The organism is Ilumatobacter sp. (genome assembly GCF_046290335.1).
Taxonomy (GTDB): Bacteria; Actinomycetota; Acidimicrobiia; order Acidimicrobiales; family Ilumatobacteraceae; genus Ilumatobacter_A.
The window spans coordinates 861960-886284 of sequence record NZ_JBKAGH010000001.1; the positions used below are offsets into that span (position 1 = coordinate 861960).

At 67.3% G+C, this 24325-nt stretch carries 21 protein-coding genes; 7 read left to right on the forward strand and 14 right to left on the reverse strand.

The features are described from left to right. Positions 1-13 precede the first annotated feature (13 nt). Both ACE37B_RS03950 and ACE37B_RS03955 read left to right on the forward strand, forming a co-directional pair. Positions 14-1276: a cytochrome P450 gene (locus ACE37B_RS03950; RefSeq protein WP_409921976.1), complete on the forward strand. Its 1263-nt coding sequence runs from the start codon at positions 14-16 to the stop codon at positions 1274-1276. Next, the gene (locus ACE37B_RS03955) at positions 1267-1752 is read left to right on the forward strand and encodes a hypothetical protein (RefSeq protein WP_409921977.1); all 486 of its coding nucleotides are present in this window, start codon (positions 1267-1269) and stop codon (positions 1750-1752) included. Before ACE37B_RS03950 ends, ACE37B_RS03955 begins: the two co-directional genes overlap by 10 nt. A 16-nt stretch (positions 1753-1768) precedes the next feature. Here the strand turns inward: ACE37B_RS03955 and ACE37B_RS03960 are convergent, their stop codons facing one another. Continuing rightward, positions 1769-2368 (reverse strand): thymidine kinase, encoded by a 600-nt coding sequence (locus ACE37B_RS03960; protein WP_409921978.1) that lies wholly within the window; start codon positions 2366-2368, stop codon positions 1769-1771. Positions 2369-2381: 13 nt separating this feature from the next. Continuing rightward, complete coding sequence (locus ACE37B_RS03965; protein WP_409921979.1) at positions 2382-2555, reverse strand: hypothetical protein; 174 nt, start codon at positions 2553-2555, stop codon at positions 2382-2384. A gap of 231 nt (positions 2556-2786) precedes the next feature. Here ACE37B_RS03965 and ACE37B_RS03970 point away from each other — a divergent pair, with 231 nt between their 5' ends. Together ACE37B_RS03970 and ACE37B_RS03975 are read left to right on the forward strand one after the other, a co-directional pair. Next, positions 2787-4757 (forward strand): 2-oxoacid:acceptor oxidoreductase subunit alpha, encoded by a 1971-nt coding sequence (locus ACE37B_RS03970; protein WP_409921980.1) that lies wholly within the window; start codon positions 2787-2789, stop codon positions 4755-4757. Then, positions 4754-5773: a 2-oxoacid:ferredoxin oxidoreductase subunit beta gene (locus ACE37B_RS03975; protein ID WP_409921981.1), complete on the forward strand. Its 1020-nt coding sequence runs from the start codon at positions 4754-4756 to the stop codon at positions 5771-5773. The genes ACE37B_RS03970 and ACE37B_RS03975 overlap by 4 nt, the downstream gene beginning before the upstream one ends. Before the next feature lie 120 nt (positions 5774-5893). Here the strand turns inward: ACE37B_RS03975 and ACE37B_RS03980 are convergent, their stop codons facing one another. Together ACE37B_RS03980 and ACE37B_RS03985 are read right to left on the reverse strand one after the other, a co-directional pair. Beyond that, positions 5894-7003 carry an ABC transporter ATP-binding protein gene (locus ACE37B_RS03980; protein WP_409921982.1) on the reverse strand — a complete coding sequence of 370 codons (1110 nt, stop codon included), beginning with the start codon at positions 7001-7003 and terminating at the stop codon, positions 5894-5896. A 12-nt stretch (positions 7004-7015) separates the two neighbouring features. Continuing rightward, positions 7016-7984 carry a hypothetical protein gene (locus ACE37B_RS03985; protein ID WP_409921983.1) on the reverse strand — a complete coding sequence of 323 codons (969 nt, stop codon included), beginning with the start codon at positions 7982-7984 and terminating at the stop codon, positions 7016-7018. A 23-nt stretch (positions 7985-8007) separates the two neighbouring features. Between ACE37B_RS03985 and ACE37B_RS03990 the strand changes: the two genes are divergently transcribed. Next, a complete protein-coding gene (locus ACE37B_RS03990; RefSeq protein WP_409921984.1) occupies positions 8008-9549 on the forward strand; it encodes a class I adenylate-forming enzyme family protein in 1542 nt (513 codons plus the stop codon). A 52-nt stretch (positions 9550-9601) separates the two neighbouring features. On the opposite strand, the gene ACE37B_RS03995 is transcribed toward ACE37B_RS03990, so the two are convergent. The 3 genes from ACE37B_RS03995 to ACE37B_RS04005 form a co-directional block, all read right to left on the reverse strand. Beyond that, positions 9602-12598 carry an ATP-dependent helicase gene (locus ACE37B_RS03995; RefSeq protein WP_409921985.1) on the reverse strand — a complete coding sequence of 999 codons (2997 nt, stop codon included), beginning with the start codon at positions 12596-12598 and terminating at the stop codon, positions 9602-9604. A gap of 93 nt (positions 12599-12691) precedes the next feature. Beyond that, positions 12692-13051, reverse strand: coding sequence for a hypothetical protein (locus tag ACE37B_RS04000; RefSeq protein WP_409921986.1), 360 nt, complete (start codon positions 13049-13051; stop codon positions 12692-12694). 332 nt (positions 13052-13383) lie between these two features. Next, the gene (locus tag ACE37B_RS04005; protein WP_409921987.1) at positions 13384-15645 is read right to left on the reverse strand and encodes a molybdopterin oxidoreductase family protein; all 2262 of its coding nucleotides are present in this window, start codon (positions 15643-15645) and stop codon (positions 13384-13386) included. 260 nt (positions 15646-15905) lie between these two features. On the opposite strand from ACE37B_RS04005, the gene ACE37B_RS04010 reads away from it, so the two are divergent. Next, positions 15906-16559 carry a dihydrofolate reductase family protein gene (locus ACE37B_RS04010; protein WP_409921988.1) on the forward strand — a complete coding sequence of 218 codons (654 nt, stop codon included), beginning with the start codon at positions 15906-15908 and terminating at the stop codon, positions 16557-16559. A 121-nt stretch (positions 16560-16680) separates the two neighbouring features. Here ACE37B_RS04010 and nrdR read toward each other — a convergent pair whose 3' ends face one another. Both nrdR and ACE37B_RS04020 read right to left on the reverse strand, forming a co-directional pair. Beyond that, a complete protein-coding gene (gene nrdR / locus ACE37B_RS04015) occupies positions 16681-17163 on the reverse strand; it encodes a transcriptional regulator NrdR (RefSeq protein WP_409921989.1) in 483 nt (160 codons plus the stop codon). A gap of 74 nt (positions 17164-17237) precedes the next feature. Beyond that, a complete protein-coding gene (locus ACE37B_RS04020) occupies positions 17238-17792 on the reverse strand; it encodes a LysM peptidoglycan-binding domain-containing protein (RefSeq protein ID WP_409921990.1) in 555 nt (184 codons plus the stop codon). Positions 17793-18075: 283 nt separating this feature from the next. Here ACE37B_RS04020 and lexA point away from each other — a divergent pair, with 283 nt between their 5' ends. After that, the gene (lexA, locus tag ACE37B_RS04025; protein ID WP_409921991.1) at positions 18076-18705 is read left to right on the forward strand and encodes a transcriptional repressor LexA; all 630 of its coding nucleotides are present in this window, start codon (positions 18076-18078) and stop codon (positions 18703-18705) included. Positions 18706-18791: 86 nt separating this feature from the next. On the opposite strand, the gene ACE37B_RS04030 is transcribed toward lexA, so the two are convergent. From ACE37B_RS04030 to miaA, 5 genes are read right to left on the reverse strand one after another with little or no spacing between them, the layout of a single operon-like run. Beyond that, on the reverse strand, positions 18792-20048 hold the full coding sequence (locus ACE37B_RS04030) for a hypothetical protein (RefSeq protein WP_409921992.1): 1257 nt from the start codon (positions 20046-20048) through the stop codon (positions 18792-18794). Positions 20049-20071: 23 nt separating this feature from the next. Further along, on the reverse strand, positions 20072-21226 hold the full coding sequence (locus tag ACE37B_RS04035) for an aminotransferase class I/II-fold pyridoxal phosphate-dependent enzyme (RefSeq protein ID WP_409921993.1): 1155 nt from the start codon (positions 21224-21226) through the stop codon (positions 20072-20074). Then, positions 21223-22581, reverse strand: a complete 1359-nt coding sequence (hflX, locus tag ACE37B_RS04040; protein ID WP_409921994.1) for a GTPase HflX — start codon at positions 22579-22581, stop codon at positions 21223-21225. The genes ACE37B_RS04035 and hflX overlap by 4 nt, the downstream gene beginning before the upstream one ends. Then, positions 22578-23378, reverse strand: coding sequence for a diaminopimelate epimerase (dapF, locus tag ACE37B_RS04045; RefSeq protein ID WP_409921995.1), 801 nt, complete (start codon positions 23376-23378; stop codon positions 22578-22580). Before dapF ends, hflX begins: the two co-directional genes overlap by 4 nt. Further along, the gene (gene miaA / locus ACE37B_RS04050; protein ID WP_409921996.1) at positions 23375-24307 is read right to left on the reverse strand and encodes a tRNA (adenosine(37)-N6)-dimethylallyltransferase MiaA; all 933 of its coding nucleotides are present in this window, start codon (positions 24305-24307) and stop codon (positions 23375-23377) included. Before miaA ends, dapF begins: the two co-directional genes overlap by 4 nt. Positions 24308-24325: the final 18 nt, after the last annotated feature.

Below are 24325 nucleotides of genomic sequence, written 5' to 3' on the forward strand. Positions count from 1 at the left end.
TACAGTCGCGGACATGACGACCAGCGCGACCCCGGTTCCTCTCGACTCGATCGATCTGTCCGACATGGAGTTCTGGGCAGGCCCGCGGGACATCCGTGAGGCAACGTTCCAGACCCTGCGCGACACGCCCGGTTTGCTGCATTTCCAGGAGCGCGTGATCGAAGAGTCACCGTTTCCCCCGGGGCCGGGCTACTACGCGCTCACCCGCCACGAAGACATCTGGCAGGTCAGCCGCAACGCCAAGTTGTTCTGCTCCGGGCAGGGCTCCAACATCGGCGACCTGCCTCAGGAGATGAACGAGTTCTTCGGGTCGATGATCAACATGGACGACCCGAAACACTTCCGGCTGCGTTCGATCGTGTCGAAGGGGTTCACCCCGAAGGAGGTGAGCCGCGTCGAAGGACTCGTGGTCGAGAAGGCCAAGGTGATCGTCGACCGGCTGATCGAGCAGTTCCCCGGCAAGACGTGTGACTTCGTCGAGCACGTGGCCTCGGCGCTTCCCCTCGAGATCATCTGCGACATGATGGGGATCCCGTCGGACGACTACGCCAAGATCCTCGGCTGGACCAACACCATCCTCGGCGTCGGCGACCCCGAGTACGTGACGTCCTACGACGACCTGATGACGCACTCGCTCGAGATGTTCATGTACGCCCAAGCGCTGGGCGAAGACCGCCGAGCCAACCCGCAAGACGACATCACCTCGGTCATGATGGCCGCCGAAGTCGACGGCGAACAGCTCACCCCACAGGAATTCGGCTCGTTCTTCATCCTCCTCGTCGTCGCAGGGAACGAGACGACGCGCAACGCGATCTCCCACGGCATGAAGGCGCTCACCGACTTCCCCGACCAGCGCGACCTGCTCTACGGCGACTACGAGACCCACGCAAAGTCGGCAATGGAGGAGATCGTGCGGTTCGCCTCGCCGGTCATCCACTTCCGCCGGACCGCGACCGACGACACCGAGATCGCCGGCATGCCGATCAAGGCCGGTGAGAAGGTCGTCATGTTCTACAACTCCGGCAACCGCGACGAGCGGGTGTTCACCGACCCGCACCACTTCGACGTTGCTCGGTCGCTCCAACCCGCACAGGTCGGCTTCGGTGCTGGCGGACCACACTTCTGCCTCGGCGCCAACCTCGCTCGCCGCGAGATGATGGTGATGTTCGACGAGCTGCGTCGGCGTCTCCCGTCGCTGCGCATCACTGGCGAACCCGAGTACCTGCAGTCGAACTTCATCAACGGCATCAAGCGCCTCGAGTGTGCTTGGGACTGACGTTGAACTCGCCCGGCGCGGCGCACCGCACCTCGATCATTCATGCGCTGACCCGAGTCGGGATCGTCGCGTACGTCGCGTGGACGCTCTGGCTGTTCCAGGTGCTGTATCGCACGACGCAGGTCAGCGGACAACGGTTCTCCGGGGTGTGGGAGCAGCGCCTCGAGACGCTCGCATTCATCGGCTTCCTCCCCAACCTGCCGGCGCTGGCCGTCCCCGCGGCCGCAGCAGCAACGGCGACGTGGCTCGCCGGACCGACGCAGGAGTTGGGTCTTGCGATTCTGCTGCGCCTGATCCGATGGACGGCCAACGGGCTCGTCGTGATCGGGATCCTCGGCGTGCTCGCCACGATCTTCGGGCAATCGGGCGGATTCGACGAGATCGAGACGATCGCGTTCCGTGCGTCCGGCGCCGTCGGCGCAGCGGCGCTGTCGGTGCTCTGCCTCGAAGCCGGACGTACCGCTCCCGGCGGATGACGGGACAGCGACCCGGTCAGTTGCCGAGTTCGCCGACGCGGAAGTGGTGGCGGCAGAGCAGCTCGTAGCGCACGTTGTCACCGAACAACGGCTGGTCGTGATCGGAGGTGTCGCCGACGACGACGGTCTCACCGATGTAGACCACCACGCCGTTGACCACGCGAGCGTTGTGGGTGGCTCTCGCCCCGCACCAACAGCGCGCCTCGACTTGCAGCGGTATGTGCTCATCGGCGAGTTCGAGCAGCCGTTGCGTTCCCGTGAACAGCTGACCACGGAAGTCGGTGAGGAGGCCGAACGCGAACACGTCGACTTCCAGGTCATCGACCACACGAGCGAGTTGGTCGCACTGCTCGGGCGTGTAGAACTGCGCCTCATCACACACGATGTAGTGGATCGGCCATTTCGACGCGGCGAGCGCGTAGAGGTCGAGGTCGGGCGTGACCTCGACCGCTGGCGCCGCGACGCCGAGCCGACTGGTGACCTGTCGACCTTCGCGATCGAGTGTCGTGAGGAGCAGCCCGAACAACTGGCGATTGGCGAGGTTGTGATGGATCTGCAGCGCGAGCGTGCTCTTGCCCGAACCCATCGTGCCGAAGTTGAACCGCAGGACTGCCATGCCGAGTCCGAACCTACTCGGCCGCGCCGTCGTCGCTCACAACTCCCGCGCCGCCATCGTCCTCGACGACCGCCGGCCCGTCGATCCGAGTGATCCGATCGGGCTCGCTGTCGCCGTCCGAACAGCTGGCAGCGACGGCGGCGGTCGCAAGCGCCGCCAACGAGACGAGGAACACACGGTGACGCACGAGAGCGAATCTACGTCGCCACCCGACTCGGATCGCGCCAGCCGCCACCGTGGACGACGCAGTGGGCGACAGAGTGGGTCTGACCCACTCTGTCGTTTTCCGGTTCCGGATGACTGGTTTGGGGGTGGTGGTTGGCTACGGTGAGACCAACGAGCCCCGGCAACGGAGCCGGGGCAGCTGGCGGCATCGGGGGATGGCGCCCGCCACACACATTCCCTGGGGGATTCATCAATGACCGACATGATCGAACGGTCGGAGGCGGCCGACGACCACGTGCTCGATCACCTCGTCGTGAGGTTCGCCGGCGACTCCGGCGACGGCATGCAGTTGACCGGTGATCGCTTCACTTCGGTCAGTGCATCGTTCGGCAACGACCTGTCGACGTTTCCCGACTTTCCCGCCGAGATCCGTGCCCCTGCCGGCACGGTCAACGGCGTGTCGGCGTTCCAGGTCAAGATCGCCGACCACGACATCACCACACCCGGTGACGAACCCAACGTGTTGGTCGCGATGAACCCGGCCGCGCTCAAGGCCGATCTGCATCGACTCCAACCCGGCGGAACCCTCATCATCAACGAGGACGCATTCGGCGATCGCGACCTCGTCAAGGCCGGCTACATCGACGAGGCCGGCGAGGCGGTCAACCCGCTCGACGACGACTCGCTCAGCACGTACCGCGTGATCCTCGTACCGATGACCAGCCTCACCCGCACGGTGTGCGAGCCACTCGGGGTCAAGCCACGAGACGCCGAGCGATCGAAGAACTTCTTTGCGCTCGGGCTCGTGTCGTGGATGTACACCCGCCCGACCGAGCCGACCGAAGCCTGGATCGAGGAGAAGTTCGCCAAGAACGAACAGGTCGTCGCCGCCAACAAGGCGGCGTTCCAGGCCGGCTTCAACTTCGGCGAAACGACCGAGGCCGTCGGCCACCGCTACGAAGTGCGGCCCGCTCAGCTCCCACCCGGCGAGTACACCAGCATCACCGGCAACACCGCCCTCGCGTGGGGCCTCGTCGCCGCCGGTCAACTCTCCAAGTTGCCACTCACGCTCGGCTCGTACCCGATCACCCCGGCGAGCGACATCTTGCACGAACTCTCGAAGCACAAGCACTTCGGCATCCGGACCGTGCAGGCCGAAGACGAGATCGCCGCCGTCGGAGTCGCGCTCGGCGCGGCATTCGCCGGACACCTGGGCGTCACGACGACGAGCGGTCCGGGTGTCGCGTTGAAGAGCGAGACGATCTCGCTCGGCGTCGCGATCGAACTGCCGATGCTGATCATCGACATCCAGCGAGGCGGCCCCTCGACGGGCTTGCCGACCAAGACCGAAGCGTCCGACCTGAACCTCGCGCTCCATGGTCGACACGGTGAAGCCCCGCTCCCGATCGTCGCGTCGTACAGCCCGGCACAGTGCTTCCACGCAGCGATCGAAGCGGCGCGTATCGCCCTCAAATACCGCACGCCGGTGATCTTGCTCTCCGACGGCTACCTCGCCAATGGCTCCGAGCCGTGGAACCTGCCCGACGTCGATTCCCTCCCTGACATCTCGGTGCCGTTCGCAACGGAGCCGAACCATGTCGACAACGAGGGCAACCCCGAGTTCTGGCCGTACCTGCGTGACGAGAACCTCGCTCGACCGTGGGCGATTCCCGGCACGCCCGGGCTCATGCACCGCGTCGGCGGACTCGAGAAGAAGGACGGCACCGGCAACATCGACTACACCCCGGAGAACCACGAACGGATGACGCACCTTCGTGCCGCGAAGGTTGCCGCGGTTGCGAACGACATCCCACCGATCGAGGTCGAGGGCGATACCGATGCCGACGTCCTCGTCCTCGGATGGGGTTCGACCTGGGCCGCGATCGACGCAGCGGTCCAGCGAACCCGACGGACAGGAGTGAAGGTGGCCAAAGCCCATCTGACGCACCTCAACCCGCTGCCGTCCGATCTCGGCGACCTGTTGCGCCGATACCGACGGGTGATCATGCCCGAGCTGAACAGCGGCCAGCTCGCGCATCACCTGCGAGGACTCTTCCTCGTCGACATCATCTCGTTGTCGAAGGTGCAGGGCCTCCCGTTCAAGTCCCGCGAGATCGAAGTCGCGATCGCGGACGCGGTCGCCTCCATCACCACCGAGAATTCCAGCCAGCCCAGCCACGCAGCTACCCAAGCCACCACCCACGAGAACGGAGCCACGTCATGAGCACCGCACAGGTCGCCGTCACCTCGAAGAAGGACTGGTCGAGCGACCAGGAGGTCCGCTGGTGCCCCGGCTGCGGCGACTACGGCATTCTCCTCGCCGTCCAGCAACTCATGCCCGAGCTCGGCGTCGCGCCCGAGAACACGGTGTTCGTGTCGGGCATCGGCTGCTCGAGCCGGTTCCCGTACTACATGAACACGTACGGGATGCACTCGATCCACGGTCGAGCACCAGCCATCGCGACCGGTGTCGCCACCGCTCGCCCCGACCTCGACGTGTGGGTCATCACCGGCGACGGCGACGGCCTGTCCATCGGCGGCAATCACCTGATCCACGCGCTGCGCCGAAACGTCAACCTCAACATCTTGCTGTTCAACAACCGCATCTACGGGTTGACGAAAGGGCAGTATTCGCCGACATCGGAAGTGGGCAAAGTCACCAAGTCGACACCGATGGGCTCGATCGACCCACCGTTCAACCCGCTGTCGGTCGCGCTCGGTGCCGAAGCCTCTTTCGTCGCCCGCACCCACGACCTCGACCGCAAGCACATGCAGGAGATCTTTCGCGCCGCGCACCAGCACAACGGTGCGTCGTTCGTCGAGATCTACCAGAACTGCAACGTGTTCAACGACGGCCAGTTCGACGGAGTCACCAAGAAGCAGAGCCGTGACGAGATGATGATCGATCTCGTGCACGGCGAGCCGATCCTGTTCGGCGCCGAGCGCCAACGCGGCGTGATGCAGGGCAGCGATGGCTTCCTTCGTCTCGTCGAGGTGGCCGACGTCGGGCTCGACGCGATCCTGGTGCACGACGAGACCAACGTCGACCCCTCGCTCGCCTTCGCGCTCGCCCGGCTCAACTCCGACGACCACTCCCCCACGCCGTTCGGGGTGTTCCGCAACATCGAGCGCCCGGAGTATTCCGCCGCAGTGAGTGAACAGGTGATGCAGGCGAGCGAGCGAAAGGGCCCCGGCGATCTCGCCGACCTGCTCCGCTCGAACGGCACCTGGACGGTCTGAAGACTCCTCAGCCTGGCCCAGTCGAGTCGACTGATGGAGTCGTCTGATGGAGTCGACTGATGGAGTCGTCTGATGGAGTCGACCGATGGACTCGACCGACCGCGCCGTCGGGCTGCGCCGTCAGACGAGGCGTCGGCCGGTGCGGCGATCGAACACGAAGTAGGCACCGATCGCCAGGCTGACCTGTCGGCCGACCGCCAGCGATGCGACGCCTCGTCGACCGGAACCGGCATACACCGAGGCACCACCGACATTGCACAGGATCGGCTCGGACGATCCGGGCACGATCCGGGTGATCGTCGCGGGCAGCACGCCGCGCTCGTCGACCACGAGCGCTCCGGGTCGACACCCGACGACGACACGAGCGCCCACGTGGCTCGACAGCGAGGGCGACCATGCACGAATCGCGCGAGTCCCGCCAGGGCCGAGCCAGAACCCGTCGGTGTCGGCAGCCACCGTGCAGTCGAACGTCCAGAGCGGCCCCACCGCCGCAGCTACATCGAGTGAGGTCGGATCATCCGCCACGGCCGCTGGTGGCCCTGACTGCACGACCGTGTGCGGGCCCACGGAGCCGAGCCCCGCTCGTTCGTCGTCGACGACGGCCGGACCGAGCACGATCACGTGCGACGCCAGCGCCGCCACGTCCTGCGGGTCGTTGGTGGCCATCAGCGTCGTGACCCCGTACCCCTCCTGCAACAGCTTGATCTCGGCCCGTAGCTGCTGTCGAAGATGAGCGTCGAGCGGCGCGAACGGCTCGTCGAGCAGCAGGACGCGAGGGGCTCGGACCATCGTTCGCGCGATCTGCACCAGTTGCTGCTCGCCGCGCGACAACTCGTCGGGGTGACGCAGCACCAGGTGTTCGAGATGCATCGCCCGCGTTTCCGCGTCGACACGTTGGCGGATGGACTCAACCGTCTCACGCCGCAGCTCGAGCGGGAACGACACGTTGCGACGCACGTTGCGGTTCGAGAACAACGCCGGGGATTGGAAGACCATGCCGATGTCGCGCATCCCAGGAGCCGTCTCGGTCACGTCGACCGATCCGAACCACACCCGACCCTGCGATGGCTCGAGGAGGCCGGCCACGACTCGCAGCACCGTCGACTTGCCGCTCCCCGACGGGCCGATCACCGCGCCGAACGCTCCGTCGGGGAGCGTCGTCGTGATGTCGTGCAGGATCGGTGATCGATCGAGCTGCACGCTGACACCCTCCAACTGCACCGACACCATGCGCCAAGTCTCTCACCGACTCGCTGGCCACGCGCCCGCGCCGAGTACCCAACCTTCCTCGGCGACGACCACCTCCGCTACGTTCGCAGGCGCGCTCGCGACCGCGTCCCCAACGATCTCGGGGACGAGGAGATCCGCCAACCTGCCGTCGAGATTCGCCTCCCACAGCAGGTTCCCCAGTGCGATCACCTGCGCCTCGTCACGAACACGGGTCGCGCCAAGCGCCGGACGCTCCCACTCGATCATCGACGGCCAGATCTCGGCGACGACCACGGCGTCGTTGACCGCCGTTGCATGAGGCAACGCGAAGCCGGTCGTGAACGGCCACACGTCCCACTCGATCTCGGGATCGAGTCGACGACGCAGTCGTTCGAGCGCGGCAATGCCGAGCAGGCTCTGGCCGCCGACGGCTCCGGCGCCGAGCAACTGCCATGAAGAGAAGGGCCGCGAGCCGGTGCTGCGCAACAATGCTTCGACGTGACGCCACTCGCCAAGCGGTGACGCCGCGACCTTCGTCGACGTCAGATTCGGCGTCGGGCGAGTACGAGGGCACCCCCAGAAGGGACCCGCTCGTCGGCCAGGATCGAGCTCCATCATCCGACGATTGAGTTCCCCGGCGACGGCGAATCGGTTGTTCGCGTTGCGCTCGTCATCCACGACGAGTTCGCAGAGCAAGCGCCACATCGACTCCCACGGCACGCCGCCGAGGCCGAGCGCACGGGCGGTGCCCGACGGATAGCCGAGCGAGAAGTCGACTGCGAGCAGCGTGCGCCGCCGGTGTGGGGCACCGACGATCGCCGCGTGGATCGAGTCGAGACCGGCCGACCTCGTTGCGACATTCGACGCGTTCGCAGGCGACACCGCATCGAAGACGGCGATCCAGATCGAATCGCGCCCGAGCTTCGGTGCGGCGTTGGCACTCCAGTCGACGACGATCAGTCGATCGAACAGGGCCTGCGCATTCGAGATCGAGATCGACACCGCCCGGAAAGTACCGTCGTCGCATGGACGTCCGCACACTCATGCGGCGCTCGGCAAGCTTCCACGCCGACTTGCCCGCCGTCATCGAATCCGATCGTCGCCTCACCTACGGCGAGGCCTGGTCACGCGGGCTGCGGATGGCCAATGCACTGCTCGAACTCGGGTTGCAGCCCGGCGATCGGATCGGTGTGCTCGAAGACAACACGCTCGAGTCGGTCGACTTCTTCTGTGCCGCGACCGCTGCCAACCTGGTCCGTGTGCCGTTGTACCCGCGCAACGCTCCCAGTGCGCATCGACACATGCTGGCGCACACCGGCTGCCGGGCCGTCGTCGTCAGCGAGAGCCACGCCGACGCGCTCGCTGGGGCCACCGAGGAGGTCCCCTCGCTGGAGCACGTGATCGTGCGCGACGACCACTACGAAGACTGGCTCGCCCGACAGCCCGACAGTGACCCTGACGTCCCCGTTCGCGAAGACGACTGGTTCATCATCCGCCACACCGGAGGCACGACCGGTGCGGCGAAGGGCGTCGGCTACACCCACAAGACGTGGCTCGACGCCGGCCGCGACTGGTTCTACGCCTTCCCGCCGGTCCAAGTCGGCGATGTCTGCCAACACGCAGGGCCGATCTCGCACGGATCCGGCTACTTCTTCACCCCGATCTGGTTGTCGGGTGGCGTGAACCTGCTACTCCCGACGTTCGACCCACCCAAGGTCGTCGAGGCGATGGAACGAGAGCGAGTCGCGTACGGATTCCTGGTCCCGGCGATGCTCAATGCGCTCGCTCGAGAACCGAGTGCGATCGGGCGCGACTGGTCGGCGCTCAAGGTCCTCCAGATCGGCGGAGCCCCGATCACCGACGAGACCGCCCGCCTCGGTCGTGAGGTGTTCGGCAACGTGCTCTATCAGGGATACGGCCAGACCGAGGCCGTCCCGATCACGATGATGGGGCCCGACGAATGGTTCAGCACCGTCGCCGGATCCGATCCGCTTCGTTCCGCTGGTCGGCCGCTCCCGTTCGGCGATCTCGAGATCCGTGACCCAGAAACGGCCGCGACGCTCCCGATCGGCGACGAGGGCGAGATCGCGATTCGTTGCGACGGTCAGATGATCGAGTTCTGGGACGATCCGGCCGCCACCGCCGAGCGCATGGTCGACGGCTGGGTCCTCACCGGCGATATCGGCCGACTCGACCACAACGGCTACCTGTACGTCCTCGACCGCAAGGACGACATGATCATCTCGGGCGGGTTCAACATCTGGCCAGCTGAGTTGGAGAACGTCCTCACCGAGCATCCGGCGGTGATCGAAGCTGCGGTCTTCGGTGTACCGAGCGACCGGTGGGGCGAGAGTCCCTTCGCCGTCGTGTGCGTGGGAGCCGACGCCGTCGTCAGCGAACAGGAGCTGATCGACCTGTGCGCCGAACGGCTCGGCGGATACAAGAAGCCGACCGGAGTCGAGATCGGCCACGACGAGCTGCCGAAGTCGCCGGTCGGCAAGCTCGCACGCAAGGTGCTGCGCGAGCCGCACTGGGCGGGACACGAGCGTCGCGTCGCTGGCAACTGAGCGGACGTCGCCGAAACGGCATGTGCACGTCGCCCCGTTCCAGTCGGCGCGGTCAGCCCTCGTTGAGCAGCTCGATCACTGCGTCGCCGAACTTGTCGAGCTTGGCCGGGCCGACACCTGCGATGCGGGCGAGTTGCTGCTTGGTCGTCGGCGCCGTGCGAGCGATCGCCGCCAAGGTCTTGTTGTCGAACACGACATAAGCGGGCTTGCCCTCCGCAAGGGTCGCTCGGAGCACACGTAAGCGCTCGAAGCGAGCGGCGGCCTCCGAGTCGAGATCGGCAGTCGGATCCTTCGACGAGGCGGGCTTCGATGCGGTCGGTCTGGATGCCGACGCAGCCGGCTCGGGGCGATTCGACGAGACGATCCGTCGCAGTGACGGCTCGGTCGTGAGTTCGTCGACGAACGGACTCGGATTCGGGCCGGTCACGATCGTCGCGTGCTCGCTCGCCCGCGTGATCGCCACATGGAACAACCGTCGCTCCTCTTCGACATCGTCGGCAAGGCGATGCGGGTACTGCTCGGCATCGACGTGGTGAACGACGACGTGGCGCCACTCCTGCCCCTTGACCCGATGCACGGTGGCGAGCACCACGCCGTCGGCCGAGCGCGTCGCAGCGAGCTTCGAGCGCAACCACGACTCGAAGGTCGACGCGTCGTCGTGGAGCGCAGCGAGATGCTTCACCGCGGTCAGGTCGTCGCCTTGCGCCGATCGGTTCATACCGCGACGACTGGCATCGAGCCCCGAGACCGATCCGGCCAGACCGACTTCATCGACGAGTTGGAGCACGATGTCGGACGTCGGGGCGCCCCGCTTGACCGACTGCTGCAGCGTCTGGATGTCGGCGGCGAATTCGGTCAACCGATCTGCGTCGCGCTCGTTGTTCAGGCGACCGGCGAGAGCGTAGAGATCGACGACGCTCCCCTGCTCGGCTATCCACTCCGTGATCCTCGGATGAAACGAACGAGACGGACGCCGCAGCGCCTCGTTGACATCGTCCGGCAGGAAACGGCCACGTTCGGCGGCCGTCGCCAGTCGAAGCCATGCGAGTACGGCACGCACCGAGGTGCGGTCGGCGAACTCGAGCCCCACACCGCCCGACACCGGGATGCCTTCGCTCACCAGTGCCACCTGGACTGGCGCGAGCACGGCGTTGACCCGCGCCAGCACGGCAATGTCCGACGGCGCCGCTCCTCGAGCCAGCGCGCCTCGCACCGCGTCGGCGCAGGCCGCCACCGGATCGACACTGTCGGCGATCGTCCAACCACCGGGGTCGGCAGATGCCGCTCGAATGGTCTTCGGCACTCGCCGCTGGTTGTGGCGAAGCAGCCGATCGGCGACCTCGACGACGCCTCCAGGGCACCGGTAGTTGACCTCGAGCGGGTGATCTCCGGCCCCGGGGAACAGTGTCTCGAAGTCGATCAACCACCCGGGATCGGCCCCGTTGTATCCGTAGATCGTCTGGTCGTCGTCACCGACGCCGAACACGGCGCCGCCCGGGGCCGACAGCAGACGGATGAGGAGCAGGTGTGCGGGCGTGAGGTCTTGGAACTCGTCGACCAGCATCATCCGACACGCTCGCTGCGCCGTGCGACGAGCAACGGGATCGGAGAGCAAGACGAGCAGCGCTCGGTAGATCTGGTCGTCGAAGTCGACCGCGCCTCGGCGTTCGAGCGCGTCGCGATACCGAGGCCAGAAGTCGGCGAAACCGTCGACGTCGCCTCCATAGCGAGCTTCGGCGTCGGCGGGGTCGACCAGCCCGAGCCGAACCAGGCTGAGTGCTTCGATCCACGGGGCGATCGGATCGCTGTTGCGTCGACGAGGGAACGACACGAGGTCACCGATGATTCGCCGGACGTCGGGCTCGTTGATCGTCCTCCAGGACGTCGGCTGCGGGGCGAACGGCGGCGAGCCGTTGACGATCGCCAGCCCGATCGCGTTGAGGGTACGGACGTGCAGGCCCGCGAGATCGGGCGTGCGTTCTTGCATCTCGACCTGCGCTCGCTTGTTGAACGCCACGAGACTCACCGCGCTCGGCGGCATCCGCCAGTTGATCAGCAGGTGCCGAGCGCGTTCGGTGAGCACACGGGTCTTGCCCGAGCCAGCTGGTGCGATGATGCGTGCGGCGCCGCCGCCATGCGTGACCGCGTCGAGCTGGTCGGGCGCCAGGTCAGCCCTGACCTCGTTGGTGACCGGTGGCACGAACGAGCCGTGCTCGATGGCCGTCGCGTGCAGCACTGCGACATCGTCGATCGTCGCCATGAAGCGAACGGGCCCGCCGTCGATCCACACCGGCGTACCGTCGGGCAACACCACATCGCCGGCTCGGTTCGCGTCACCCTCGACCGCTTGGAGACCAGCCGCGATCGCTCGGTCGAGGGCCAGCCACTGTGGTCGCTCGGAACGAACATCGATCGAGTTCGACCAGACCAGGTGGTACAACTCGTCGCCGCCGAATGCGAACGATGCCCCGACCTGGAACGGCGACGCGGTGGTCATCAGCCTCGGTGCTCGATCGAGATCGATGGCGAGTTCGATCACCAAGCGTCGCCGCTCCACGCCGGCGAGACGCAGCGCGGCGAGCAACAGGTTCAGTGCCTCACCGGTGACCGACGCGTCGACGCGGACGCGTTCACATCGCGTCCACGGCGCTGGCGCCTCCTGGTCGGGAGCGACGACGGCATGTCGCCCCAACGCGTCCGGCCCGGCCACGGCAAGCGCGACGCCCCGCTCGACGTCGGGTTCGGCTTCCGGCGCCCGAGACGTGCCGCCAGGTCGACCGTGACGAGACGCGCCTCCAGGCTGCGTGCGGCGCGACGTGTCCGGATCCGGTGACGACGAGCCAGTCGATCGTCGAGGCGCCGAACGACGGGATGCCCCCGGATCGAACTCGCCCGGACCGAACGGGTCCGGATCGTCGGATGTGTACTCGCTGGGCAACGGCACACTGCCGGTCGGGTCGAGCGCCACCTCGCCGTGGTCGACCCAGCAGCGACGCACCTCGGCGGGCTGGTCGTGCTCACCCCCGCAATACGCACACGCAATCGCCATGGCGCAGACCTTACCGACTCCCACCCGATGACCGCACACATGTTCGATCCACGATCGGTGCCCGCGCGTGAAGGCGCTGACCGACGGTCTCGCCTACCAGGCGATCTCGGGGAACCCGTACGTCACGCACAGGCCGACCCCGTTCACCAGCAGCAACGCTGCCACGATGCCGCCGACGACGAGCGAGCGACCGCGGCGCGTGCGACCGAAGGCGTCGGCGCGCAGCGTGCTCGGCATGTACCACTCGGGCAGCAGCGCGGCGCCCGGATCCCCCAGCCGCAGGGGTATCGCGTCGGGATCGAGCGGCGCGTCCGGATCGGCCGCCATCGCCAGCTCGGCGAGTTCGTCATCCGTCATCCCCCCGGGCATCATCACGGACATCACATCGGTAGCCGCGTCGTTCGACGCCTCGTTCGTGACATCGCCCGCCGACGGGGGGCGCTCCGCGCTCATGTCGAGAGTGTAGTTGCGAGGCGTCACTCGCCGGCCGCGGTGTGTGCATCACAGGTACAGGGATACGTCCCCAAGCGTCGCGAGGAGCCCCGAGGCTCTTCACGACGCCGTCTTGCCGTGTGCTCCACCGCGGCCGGCAACGAATGCCACGGTAGACGTGAACGCCTGTGCAACGGAAGGGGACAACCATGTGAATTCGCATCAATTCGGTCGGACAACCCTGTGGACGAACTGTGGGAGTGACACATCTCGACGCGGTCGAATCAGCACCCTGAGCGCGGTGGTCGGCCCCGTTCGCTCTGCTGCGGAAGCGGGCGATGCAGCCCGCCGAATCAGGCCGGCGCAAGCTCGACCGGAATACCGTTGAGCACGGCGGTGCCCGAGAGCGGATCGAGCGCGGCGTGGTCGGCGAGCACGTTCGAATTGACCCCCGCATGCTCGGCCGCGACCCGCAGCTTCGACCCGGGTAGGTCGTGTCCCCAGCCATGCGGCAAGCTCACGACACCCGGACGGATCGAATCGGTGACCTCGACGGGCGCTGTCACCCGCCCGACCCGAGACGTGATCGACACCGCCCCGCCATCGGTCAGACCGAGCGAGCTGGCGTCGTCCGGATGGACCTGCAGCGTGCAGCGTGGCTTACCCTTCACCAACACGTTGATGTTGTGCATCCACGAGTTGTTGCTGCGCAAGTGGCGGCGTCCGACCAGCAGGTAGCCGCTCTCGGCGAGCGTCGGGATCGCCCCTGCCAAGCGAGCGAGGTCGTCGAGGAAGGCCGGCGGTGCGAGCTCGACCTTGCCGGACGGGGTGCGCAGGATCTCGGGAATCCGCGGGACGAGCGCTCCGAAGTCACGGCCGTGCGGGTGCGCGAGCAGATCGTCGAGGGACGTGCCGTCCGGATCGGCGCCGAAGCCGTCACCGAACGGACCGGTACGCAGCATGAAGTCGAGCATCCGTTCCGGTCCACGGCGCCCCGAGGCAGACAGTTCGACCAGCAACTCGTCGGCATCACGCCCGAACACCGGCGAGTACTCGTCGTTGACGGCGCTGCGAACGATCCCGGCGATCGACATGTCGTCGACCACCGACGGATCGGCATCGAGCCCGGCACCCTGGGCGATCATCGTGAACTTGGAGATGACCTCCCACTCGTCGGGCTGGCCCTCGTCGAGCGGCAGCACCGGCTCGGAGTAGTTCGCCACGTTGCGGACACCGAACTGCAACAGCAGCAGGTCATAGTGACTCCGCTGGAGTTGCGAGGGCGACGGCAGGATCACGTCGGCATGCCGGGTCGTCTCGTTGAGGTACAGATCGATCGACACCATGAAGTCGAGCTGATCGAACGCCTCGGCGAGTTGTTCGCTGTTGGGCGTCGACAGGATCGGGTTGCCAGCGAGGGTGACGAGGGCGCGGATCTGACCCTCGCCTGGCGTCATGATCTCCTCCGCGATCGCGCCGACCGGATACTCCCCCATCACTTCGGGATACCCGCTCACACGTGTGTGTCCGCGGCCGATCTTGAAGCCCTTGCCACTTCCGCGCTTCCCGCGCGTCGTCGCACCGCCCGCCACCGGCGTCGCGAACATCGCGCCTCCGGGTCGATCGAGATTGCCCGACAGCGTGTTGACGACGTCGATCAGCCACGACGCGGTCGAGCCGAACTCGGTGGTCGTCGTCCCGATGCGCCCGTAGACCGTGGCGGAGGGCGCGGCAGCGAGTTCGTGCGCCATCGTCCGGATCGTGTCGGCGGCGACGCCACACGCATCGGCGACGGCCTCAGGCGTGAACGGGGCGAGCGCTGGGCCGAGATCGTCGATACCCACGACGTGCTCGCCGACGTGTGGCCCCACGTCGGCGAGTCCGTCGACGAGCAACACGTTGGCGATCGCGGCGAGCAGCAGCGCATCAGCGCCGGGCCGGATGCTCACCCATTGGTCGGCCTGCTCGGCCGTTCGTGACCGGCGCGGGTCGACCACGACCACCTTGCCACCGCGAGCCTGGATCGCTTCGATCCGACCGGGGAAGTCGGGGGCCGTGCACACCGAGCCGTTCGACGCGTACGGATTGGCGCCGAGGATGACGAGGTGGTCGGTGCGGTCGAGATCCGGGACCGCAATGGCAACCGGCGAACCGAACACGTGACCCGACGCCACGTGACGCGGCATCTGATCGACCGTCGACGCACTGAACCGCAGTCGCGTGCCGAGCCCGACGAGCAACGACCGCGAGAACGTCATCGCCGACAGGCTGTGCGCCGTCGGGTTGCCGACATAGACCGCCGTCGACTCGCGCCCGTGGGTCTCGATCACGCGCCCGAGGCCCCGCTCGATCTCGGCCCACGCTTCGTCCCAGGAGACCTCGACGTGGACGCCATCCCGCTTGACGAGCGGCGCACGCAGCCGATCTGGGTCGTCGTGCAACTGCTTGAGCGTCGAGCCTTTCGGGCACAGGAACCCGCGGGAGAACACGTCGTCCATGTCGCCGCGGATGCGCTGCACCTCCTCGGATCCGTCGTCGTTGCGTCGCACGGTGATCTCGAGACCGCAGCCGGCCTCGCACAGCGGACAGGTTCGAAAGGCGGTGCGTGTCGTCATCATCCGATGCTCGCAGATCCGGGGGCCATCCCGCGAGCCGGCACGCTGCCATCGGGCCGTGGAGGACGACGGTGTCGCGCCATCCACCACCGTCGCCCCCTACCGACCGCCATCGAGCCGCGGGTTCGAAAACGGCCTGACCGTGGCATCATCGACCCATGCTGCGCAGTCTGCTCCTTCCGCCTCCCTCCCCGGCTCAGCACGACGGTCACACATCCTCACACGACGACGGCCGTGTCGCGGCCCAGCCGATGCCCGACATGACAGTCGAGCAGGCATACACGGCTCCGCTCGGGAGACACGACGACCGGCCCTGGGTCGAGCTCTGCATGGTGTCGTCGCTCGACGGATCGACCTCGCTCGAGGGAACGTCGGCAGGTCTGTCGAGCCCGACCGACACCGCCGTGTTGGGACGGCTCCGAGCGCTCGCCGATGTGGTTCTCGTCGGGGCGGGCACGGTTCGAGACGAGGGCTACGGCGTGCCGAAGAAGCGCGGGCAACGTCTGGGCGTGGTGACGGCGTCCGGCTCGGTCGACACCACCAGCGAATTGTTCGCCAGCGGTGCAGGTTTCGTCATCACACACGAGCAGGCGTCATTCGATGAACACGGCGTCGACGTCATTCGCGCCGGTCGGGACGAGGTCGACTTGGCGGGCGCCCTTCGCCGCATCTCCGACGTCTGCGGTGCGGTGTCGATCGTCCACGCAGAGGGTGGCCCGACGCTCAACGGGGCGTTGGCGGCCGCCGATCTCATCGACGAGTTGAACCTCACGACGTCGCCATCGATCGTCGGCGGCGACGCCGCCCGCCTCACCGCCGGCGTCGACCCGCTCACACGGCGTTTCGAACTCCGACAACTCGCCATCGACGACCAGTCGTTCATGTTCTCCCGCTGGCTCCGCGTCAGAACCTGACGAGGAATCGGTCACGCTCAAGACCCGGCCGACACGGCCATGACATCGACTCGATGTCACATCGCCATGACCTACGCCGAGACCGCGTTCGTCCGGCGGTCGCGCCGTCGTCAGCGGCGGCTCAGGGCGCGGCTGGCGACGCTTGTTCGGCGCGCGAGGTCTTCTCGAGGAGCTCGATCTCGCGATGGAAGTCGCCGGCACCGTTGAAGTTCTTGTAGACGCTGGCGAAGCGTAGGTAGGCGACGTCATCGACCGACCGGAGTTCGTCGAGCACGAGTAGCCCCACGTCGGAACTCGTCACCTCGCTGCCTCGAAGTCGCGAGGCGTCTTCGACACGGGTCGCCATCGCCTCCAGGTCGGCATCGCTCACGTCTCGACCTTTGGTCGCAGCGCCGAGTCCGGCAACGACTTTGTCTCGCTCGAATCGTTCGACGCAACCGGTCGACTTGATCACCATCAACGGCACGTGGTCGACGCGCTCGAAGGTGGTGAAGCGATGGGAGCACCCGCTACACCGTCGGCGGCGACGGATCGCACCGCCTTCCTCGGCCAGACGCGAGTCGACGACCTTGGTGTCGTCGGCTTGGCAAGACGGGCAACGCATCCGGTCAGCGTATCCACGGCTCCTGTCAGCGGACGGGGCAACTCTTGCCCCGGATCAGACTCGCCGACGACGGCTCACGGCAGCAGGACGGACTGGCCAGCTTGTACCGACGCGCCTCCATTGAGACGGATGAGCGCACGAACGTACGTGTCGTGTTCGATGTCGCCGCGGTAGGCGTGGGCGATCGACCAGAGCGTGTCGCCAGCGCGAGCTACGTGTGACACCGGAGCCTCTTCGGCCGAGATGAACGCTGGCGACGCCTCGGCTGCCGAGGCAGGTTCGGCACCGAGGCTCGCCAGCAGACTGTTGGCCGACATCACGATGATCACGGCTGCCAACGCGAGCAGCAGCAACGCACCGACACGTCGAACGAAATAGTTGGGCCGACGCTCCGGACTGCCCGAGCGGACGCTCGGGGCGCAACGGCGTGCCTCGCGAGCACGACGCGACCCGTCGCGACGATCGCACGGGCTCGCCGAGGCTGCGCTTCGCCGATAGACCCCGATCGACGGCTCCAGGGGTGACCACGTCGACCGTGCGCTCTGACACGACGCTGCACGCATGCTCGCCCCGGCGGCGTGGGCGACCGAGCCCGGAGCGGTGATCAAGGTGCGTGCGGTGGTGGTCATGGTGTCTCCCCAACAGAGCGTCCAGTGAAGTTCGTACACGGGCTCGAGCCGTGTTCGTTCGATATTGCTTCGGTGTTCGTTGTTGCTTTGGTGTTCGTTCGGTGTTCGTTCGGTGTTCGTTCGGTGTTCGAGAGATGCCACTCTGCGCAACACCTGTTCGATCGCCGAGCGATCAGTGAATCACCTCGCGGCCGAACCGTCAACCCCTTTCCGTGACATTTTCGAACAGGCGTTTGTCGTACGGATGTTTGACTCATTCGCGGCACATCCCTAGGATGTTCGTATGGCTCCCAAGATCAGCAAGCGCCAGCTCGACATCCTGACGTTCATCGAACAGCAGATGCGAGATCGCGGCTTCCCCCCGTCGGTGCGCGAGATCGGCGAAGCCGTCGGCCTCACGTCACCCTCCACGGTGCACAGCCACCTCAACACGCTCCAGCGCCTCGGGTACCTGCGGCGTGACCCCACCAAGCCCCGCGCGATCGAAGTGCGCTACGACCCGAACAGTGGTGTGGCGATGGAGCGTCGACCGGTTCGCCACGTCCCGCTCGTGGGTGACGTCGCAGCTGGCACCGACGTGCTCGCCGAGGAGAACGTCGAAGAGCTCCTCCCCGTCCCGGTCGACTTCACCGGCGAAGGCGAACTCTTCATGCTGCGCGTCCGCGGCGATTCGATGATCGAGATCGGCATCCTCGACCGCGACTACGTCGTGGCAACCCAGGTCGATCACCCGAACAACGGTGACATCGTCGTGGCCGGCATTCCCGGTGGCGAGGCGACGGTCAAGACCTACCAGCGTTCCGGCGCCGAGGTCACGCTGACGCCCGCCAACTCGACGATGGAGCCGATGAAGTTCCACGCTGACGAAGTGCAGATCTACGGCAAGGTCGTCACCGTCATGCGTCGCTACTGACCGTTCGTCGAGCACGGCGGACCTGCCCGACAGCGGAACGTCTGAGCCAGTCGCCCGAGCCAGCCGTCCGAGGCTGGCGCTGCGGCTCAGTCGTCGCGAGCCGTGTCCCAGCGGCGCTCCGACAGCGTCGGCGGGGCCTCGTCGGCCGACTGCGGCGCCCACGACGTGTCGTCTGAACCAACCGAGTCCGCCGTGTCCGTCACCGCACTGCTCGTGTCGGCCTGCTCGGTGTCAGCCTGACCGATGTCCGCTGGCTCGGTGTCAGCCGGCTCCTTTCCGGCGACGTCGACGTCAGCCGGGGTGGGCGGGAGATCGATGGTCGCCGGCTGCGCCGCAGCAGCGCCCGCAGCGCGGTCGGGCATGGCGCTGGGCTGTCCCTGAGGTGGGGCGAAGGGCGATGCGGGCGGCGGCGCCTGCTGGCCCCACGGTCCGCCTGGCGACGGTGGCGCGGCGTTGGCGCCCGCCGAGTCGGTCGGCGTCCACGCCGGAGGCGTCGAGCCCCCACCGGCGGCGGCGTCGGGGCTCCAGCCGCTCGGGCCGTACTGCGGCGCGGTCGGGTTCGAGCCGTAGGGCGGCGGCGACTGCGGGCTCGCCGGACCCTGGTGCGGTCCGGGCGCCGGCGCTCCGCCGAAGGGAACGGGCGGTCCCGGGGGGCCGGGCTGTACGTAGGGCGGCTGCGTCGGGGCACGATAGGGCGGCTGACCTGGATGCTGCACCCAGGTCGGAGACGTCGGTTGTGCGGCCGTCCACGGCCCGACGGCGACCGGTTCGCGACGACCACCCTTGATGATCAACACCAGCCCGACGGCGAGCCCGACCAACGCGGTCATGATGGCGAGGATGCGAAGGAGCGTCACGCCACGGTTCGGGTCGCGTCCCACGACGACGGCGAAGGTGCCCGACTCCGAACTCTCGGCGCGCAACACGTGATCGGCTGCTTCGGCGACCTCGACCGACAGGATCGATCGACCCGCGAACCCGGCGCTGGAATAGGTGACGTCGTCGCGACGGCTCTCGAACTCGAGCGGCTCGCCGTCGGGGTCGATCAGCGTGATCTCGACCGGTGGACGCTCACTGGAGATGGCGAACTCGCCAGTGGCGTCACAGTCGCCGCGTACGTCGTCGAGCCGGCCGGTCGTCTCGACGAAGATCAGGTACTCGCCGGGCTGGGCGAAGTCGAGCGTCGTGTCACAGCCGATCGGGGCACGAGCGAGGTTCTCGATCGCCGCGTCACGCCGAGCACCGGCGACGAACCACAAGATGCCGGCCGCCAGCAGACCCACCACCAAGACGATCACACCCAGCGGGCGGGTGTTTCGTGGTGTTCGCAGCTGGTCGGACATCGTGGCTCCGCGGGTTCGAATCGTCAACGGGCGCTGAGGCGCTCGGCGACAACGGCGATCTTCTCGTCAGGTTGTACCACGGCCACACGGACGAAACCGCTCCCATCAGGTCCGTAGAACTCGCCGGGGCTGACGAGTGCGCCACCGTCGAGCGCGAGCTGCGTGGCGAACTCCCAGCCGTCTGCGACCGGAATCCACAGATAGAAGCCTCCCTCCGGGCGCGTCACCGGCTGTCCGGACCATGCCTCGATCACGTCGGCGAGCAACTCCAGTCGCCCGCGGTAACGGTTGCGTTGCGTCTCGACGTGATCGTCGTCGTCGAGGGCGGCGACGGCTGCTGCCTGTGCAGGGCCCGGCACCATCATCCCGGCGTGCTTGCGGATCTCGCGCAGGTAGTCGACGAGTTCTGCGTCGCCGGCGTAGAAGCCCACGCGCACCCCGGCGAGATTGGATCGCTTGGAGAGTGAATGCACCGCGACGACGCCGTCGGTTCCGTGCTCGAGGATCGTTCGTCCCCGACCGTTCCACGTGAACTCGATGTAGCACTCGTCGGAGAAGACGGGCACGCCGGCGGCACGACCCCACTGGGCGGCCGCACCCAGGTCGTCGAGCTGCCCAGTCGGGTTGCCCGGACTGTTGACCCACAGGAGAAGCGCACGGCGAGCATCGTCGGGGTCGATCGACGCCAGGTCGAGACGGCCGTCGGGCCCGAACGGCACCGGCACCGCACGCGCCCCGGCGAGCGTCGCCCCCATCTCGTAGCTCGGATACGAGATCGACGGGTACAGCACCGTGTCGCGGTCAGGTCGACGGAGCCGGAGGAAATGGGGCAGCGACGCGACCATCTCCTTCGAGCCGATGGTCGCGCCGATCTGTGCTGTCGGGACGTCGACGTTCCACCGCCGCAGCATCCAGGCTCGAGCAGCCGCGAGCAAGGGTGGCGTGCCGACGCTGGGCGGATACGACCGCTCGGTGCCGCTCGTCGACAACGCGGCGATCACCGCGGGCGGCGGCGGATCGAAGGGGGTGCCGATCGAGAGGTCGACGACTTCGTCGTGCCGCTCGAGGATCAGCGCACTCAGGTCCTTGAGCCGATCGTAGGGATACGGCGGTGGCACGAAGCCGCCGGTCACCGCACCACTGGTCACCGCACCACTGTTCACCGCATCACTGGTCACGGCATCACCTGCTCGGAGTCGATCGCTGTGCGCACCACGGAGTCGTCGTCGACCACGAACTCCCCCAGGCGGCCGGCCGAGGCGTCGGACAGGCGGGCGCGGATGGTCCACTCGCTGGCACCGTCGGTCGTAGAGACCACCTCGCCTTCGCGGTGGATCGAGGCCAGGACGTCGCCGCGGTCGTACGGGACGACGAGTTCATAGACGGTGCTCATCGCCCGCAGCCGATCGCTGAGCGTGCGCAGGAACTCGTCGGTGCCCTCGCCGGTGACCGCGCTGACGGCGACCGAACCCGGATGATCGTGCACCAACTGCTTGGCGGCGTCGACGGCGAGATCGGCCTTGTTGAACACGAGGAGCTCGGGAACCTCTGCCGCCGCGATCTCACGCAACACCGTGTGCACCGCAGCGATCTGACCCTCCGGATCCGACGCGCTCGCATCGACGACGTGCACCAGGTAGTCGGCGAGCGCAGCCACCTCGAGGGTGCCCTTGAACGACTCGACCAGACCGTGCGGGAGGCGTCGGATGAAGCCGACGGTGTCGGTGAGGAGCACGGGCTCGCCGCCGGGCAGCGCGAGACGGCGCGTGGTCGGGTCGAGCGTGGCGAACAGCCGGTCTTCGGTGAGCACGCCCGACTGGGTGAGTCGGTTGAGCAGGGTCGACTTCCCGGCGTTGGTGTACCCGACGATCGCGACCGAGGCCAGACCGCTGCGCCGACGGCCCTGTCGCTGCAAGGCGCGCGTCTCGGCGAGGTCGGCGAGCTCGCGTTCGAGCTTGTTGATGCGTCGCATGATGCGACGTCGGTCGACTTCGATCTTGGTCTCGCCGCCACCGAAGCGAGCGCCGACGCCGCCTCGCTGCTGGGAGAGTTTGGCCTTGGCACCACGGCGCAAACGAGGTAGCCGATAGCGAAGCAGCGCGAGTTCGACCTGCGCTTTTCCTTCCATCGTGTGCGCGTTCTGGCCGAAGATGTCGAGGATCACCGCGGTCCGGTCGATGGCGGTACGCCCGAGCAGCTTCTCCAGGTTGAACTGCTGCGCCGGGCTCAGCTCGTTGTCGAACACGACCGTGTCGGCATCGAGGGCCAGGCACAGTTCCTTGAGCTCCTCCGCCTTGCCCTTGCCGATGTACCACGTGTGGTCGGGGGAATCTCGGCGCTGGATCATCCGGGCCACCTCGTCGGCGCCCGCCGTGTCGACGAGCAGCGAGAGTTCGTCGAGGCTCGCTTCGACGTCGTCGTCGGTGTCGCCTTGCATCGCGACGCTCACGAGCACGATCTTCTCCCGGATCGTGCGGTCGATCAGCGTGTTGGCCAGGGCCTCGCTGTAGGGCGTGTTGTCGGGGGAATTCACGGTCGTTCGACCTCGATCGTCGCGATGTAGGTGGCCGGCCCGGTCAGGATGGCGAGGCTCGGGTCGTCGTCGTCGAAGCGCACCGTGGCGCTCCCACCGTCCATGTGCACCAGCACGTCGGGCTCCGCCGACGCGACCAAGCCCCACGCTCGGGCCGCGAACGCCGACGCGCAGGCACCGGTCCCGCAGGCCTCGGTGATCCCGGCGCCCCGCTCGTGCACCCGCATGGTGATCGCGTGCGGTTCCGGGCCCGGCTCGATGATCTCGAGGTTGACCTGCGGCACCCGGCTGCCGAGCTCGGCCAGGTCGACCGCGGCCACCTCGTCGACACCGACCACGGAATGCGGATTTCCGAGGCTCAGGTGCGCGACCGGACGATCGGGGTGACACTCGAGACGAGCCCACCCGTCGGGCTGGCGGAGTTCGGTGACCGGCCCCATGGCCACGGTCGCCATGAGCGTGTCGCCAGACGACGAGCCGAGCGTGACTCGCCGCTCCCCCGCGTCGGTCAGCACGAGTTGAGGCTCGAGGTCGCCACGGCGCATCGCGAGCGCCTGCGAGAAGCAACGGATCCCGTTGCCGCTCATCTCGGCCCGCGACCCGTCGGCGTTGAACAGCGTCATGCGCGCGGCATAGCCGTCGGCCGACTCGGCGACCAGCAGGCCGTCGGCTCCGATGCCGCGCCGGCGATCGCACAACTCGCGGGCGAGCTGCGCCAGGTCGTCGACGAGCGGGTGGAAGACCACGAGGAAGTCGTTGCCGAGTCCGTGATGCTTCGTGAGGGTGAGCGTGGTCATGCGAGAGCGGTGGTGAGGGCGGTGGTCACGGCCGGTGCGGCCTCGGCAACCGGATCGTGCTCGACATCGATCCAGCGTACGCGTGGATCACGGCGGAACCAGCGCTCCTGGCGGACGGCGAATTGGCGAGTGCGGGTGATGATGGTCTCGATGGCTTCATCCTGCCCGATCTCACCCTCGAGATAGCTGACGATTTCCTTGTAGCCGAGCCCCTGGGCGGCGGTCGACGACAGACCCACGTCGTGGAGGGCCCGCACCTCCTCGACCAGACCGGACTCGATCATCGAGTGGACTCGCTCGGCGATGCGTCGACCCAATACCTCGCGCGGTCGCCTCAGGGCGATCTGCACGACCGGGGAGTCGGGATAGACGTCGACGCCGGGGCCGAACGAGCTGAACCGTCGTCCGCTGCCGAGGGTGACCTCGAGTGCTCGCACGACGCGGCGCCGGTTCTCTGGCTCCATCTTCTCCGCGGCTTCAGGGTCGAGCTCGACCAGGCGTCGGTGGAGTGCCGCGGTGTCGTCGGTGCGCTCGAGTTCGGCCCGTACGTCCGGAAAGCGACGCGGCAGGTCGAACTCGTCGATGACGACTCGGTGATACAGCCCGGTACCTCCCACGAGCAGCGCTCGCTGACCGCGGGCGTGGATCTCGGAGAGCGCACGCTGAACAGCGTGCTTGAAGTCGGCAACCGTGAACTCCTCGGTCGCATCGACCAGGTCGATGCAGTGGTGCCGAATGCGTTGGCGCTCCTCGGCCGTCGGCTTGGCCGTACCGATGTCCATCCCTCGATAGACCTGCATGCTGTCGACGGAGATCAGCTCTACGTCGCCGAGTTGCTCAGCCGCAGCCATGGCCACCGCCGACTTACCAGATGCAGTCGCACCAATGATCGCGACGCGAGGCGGCCCGTGGAATGCGGCCGAGGGCACGGGCGCTTCGGGTGCACC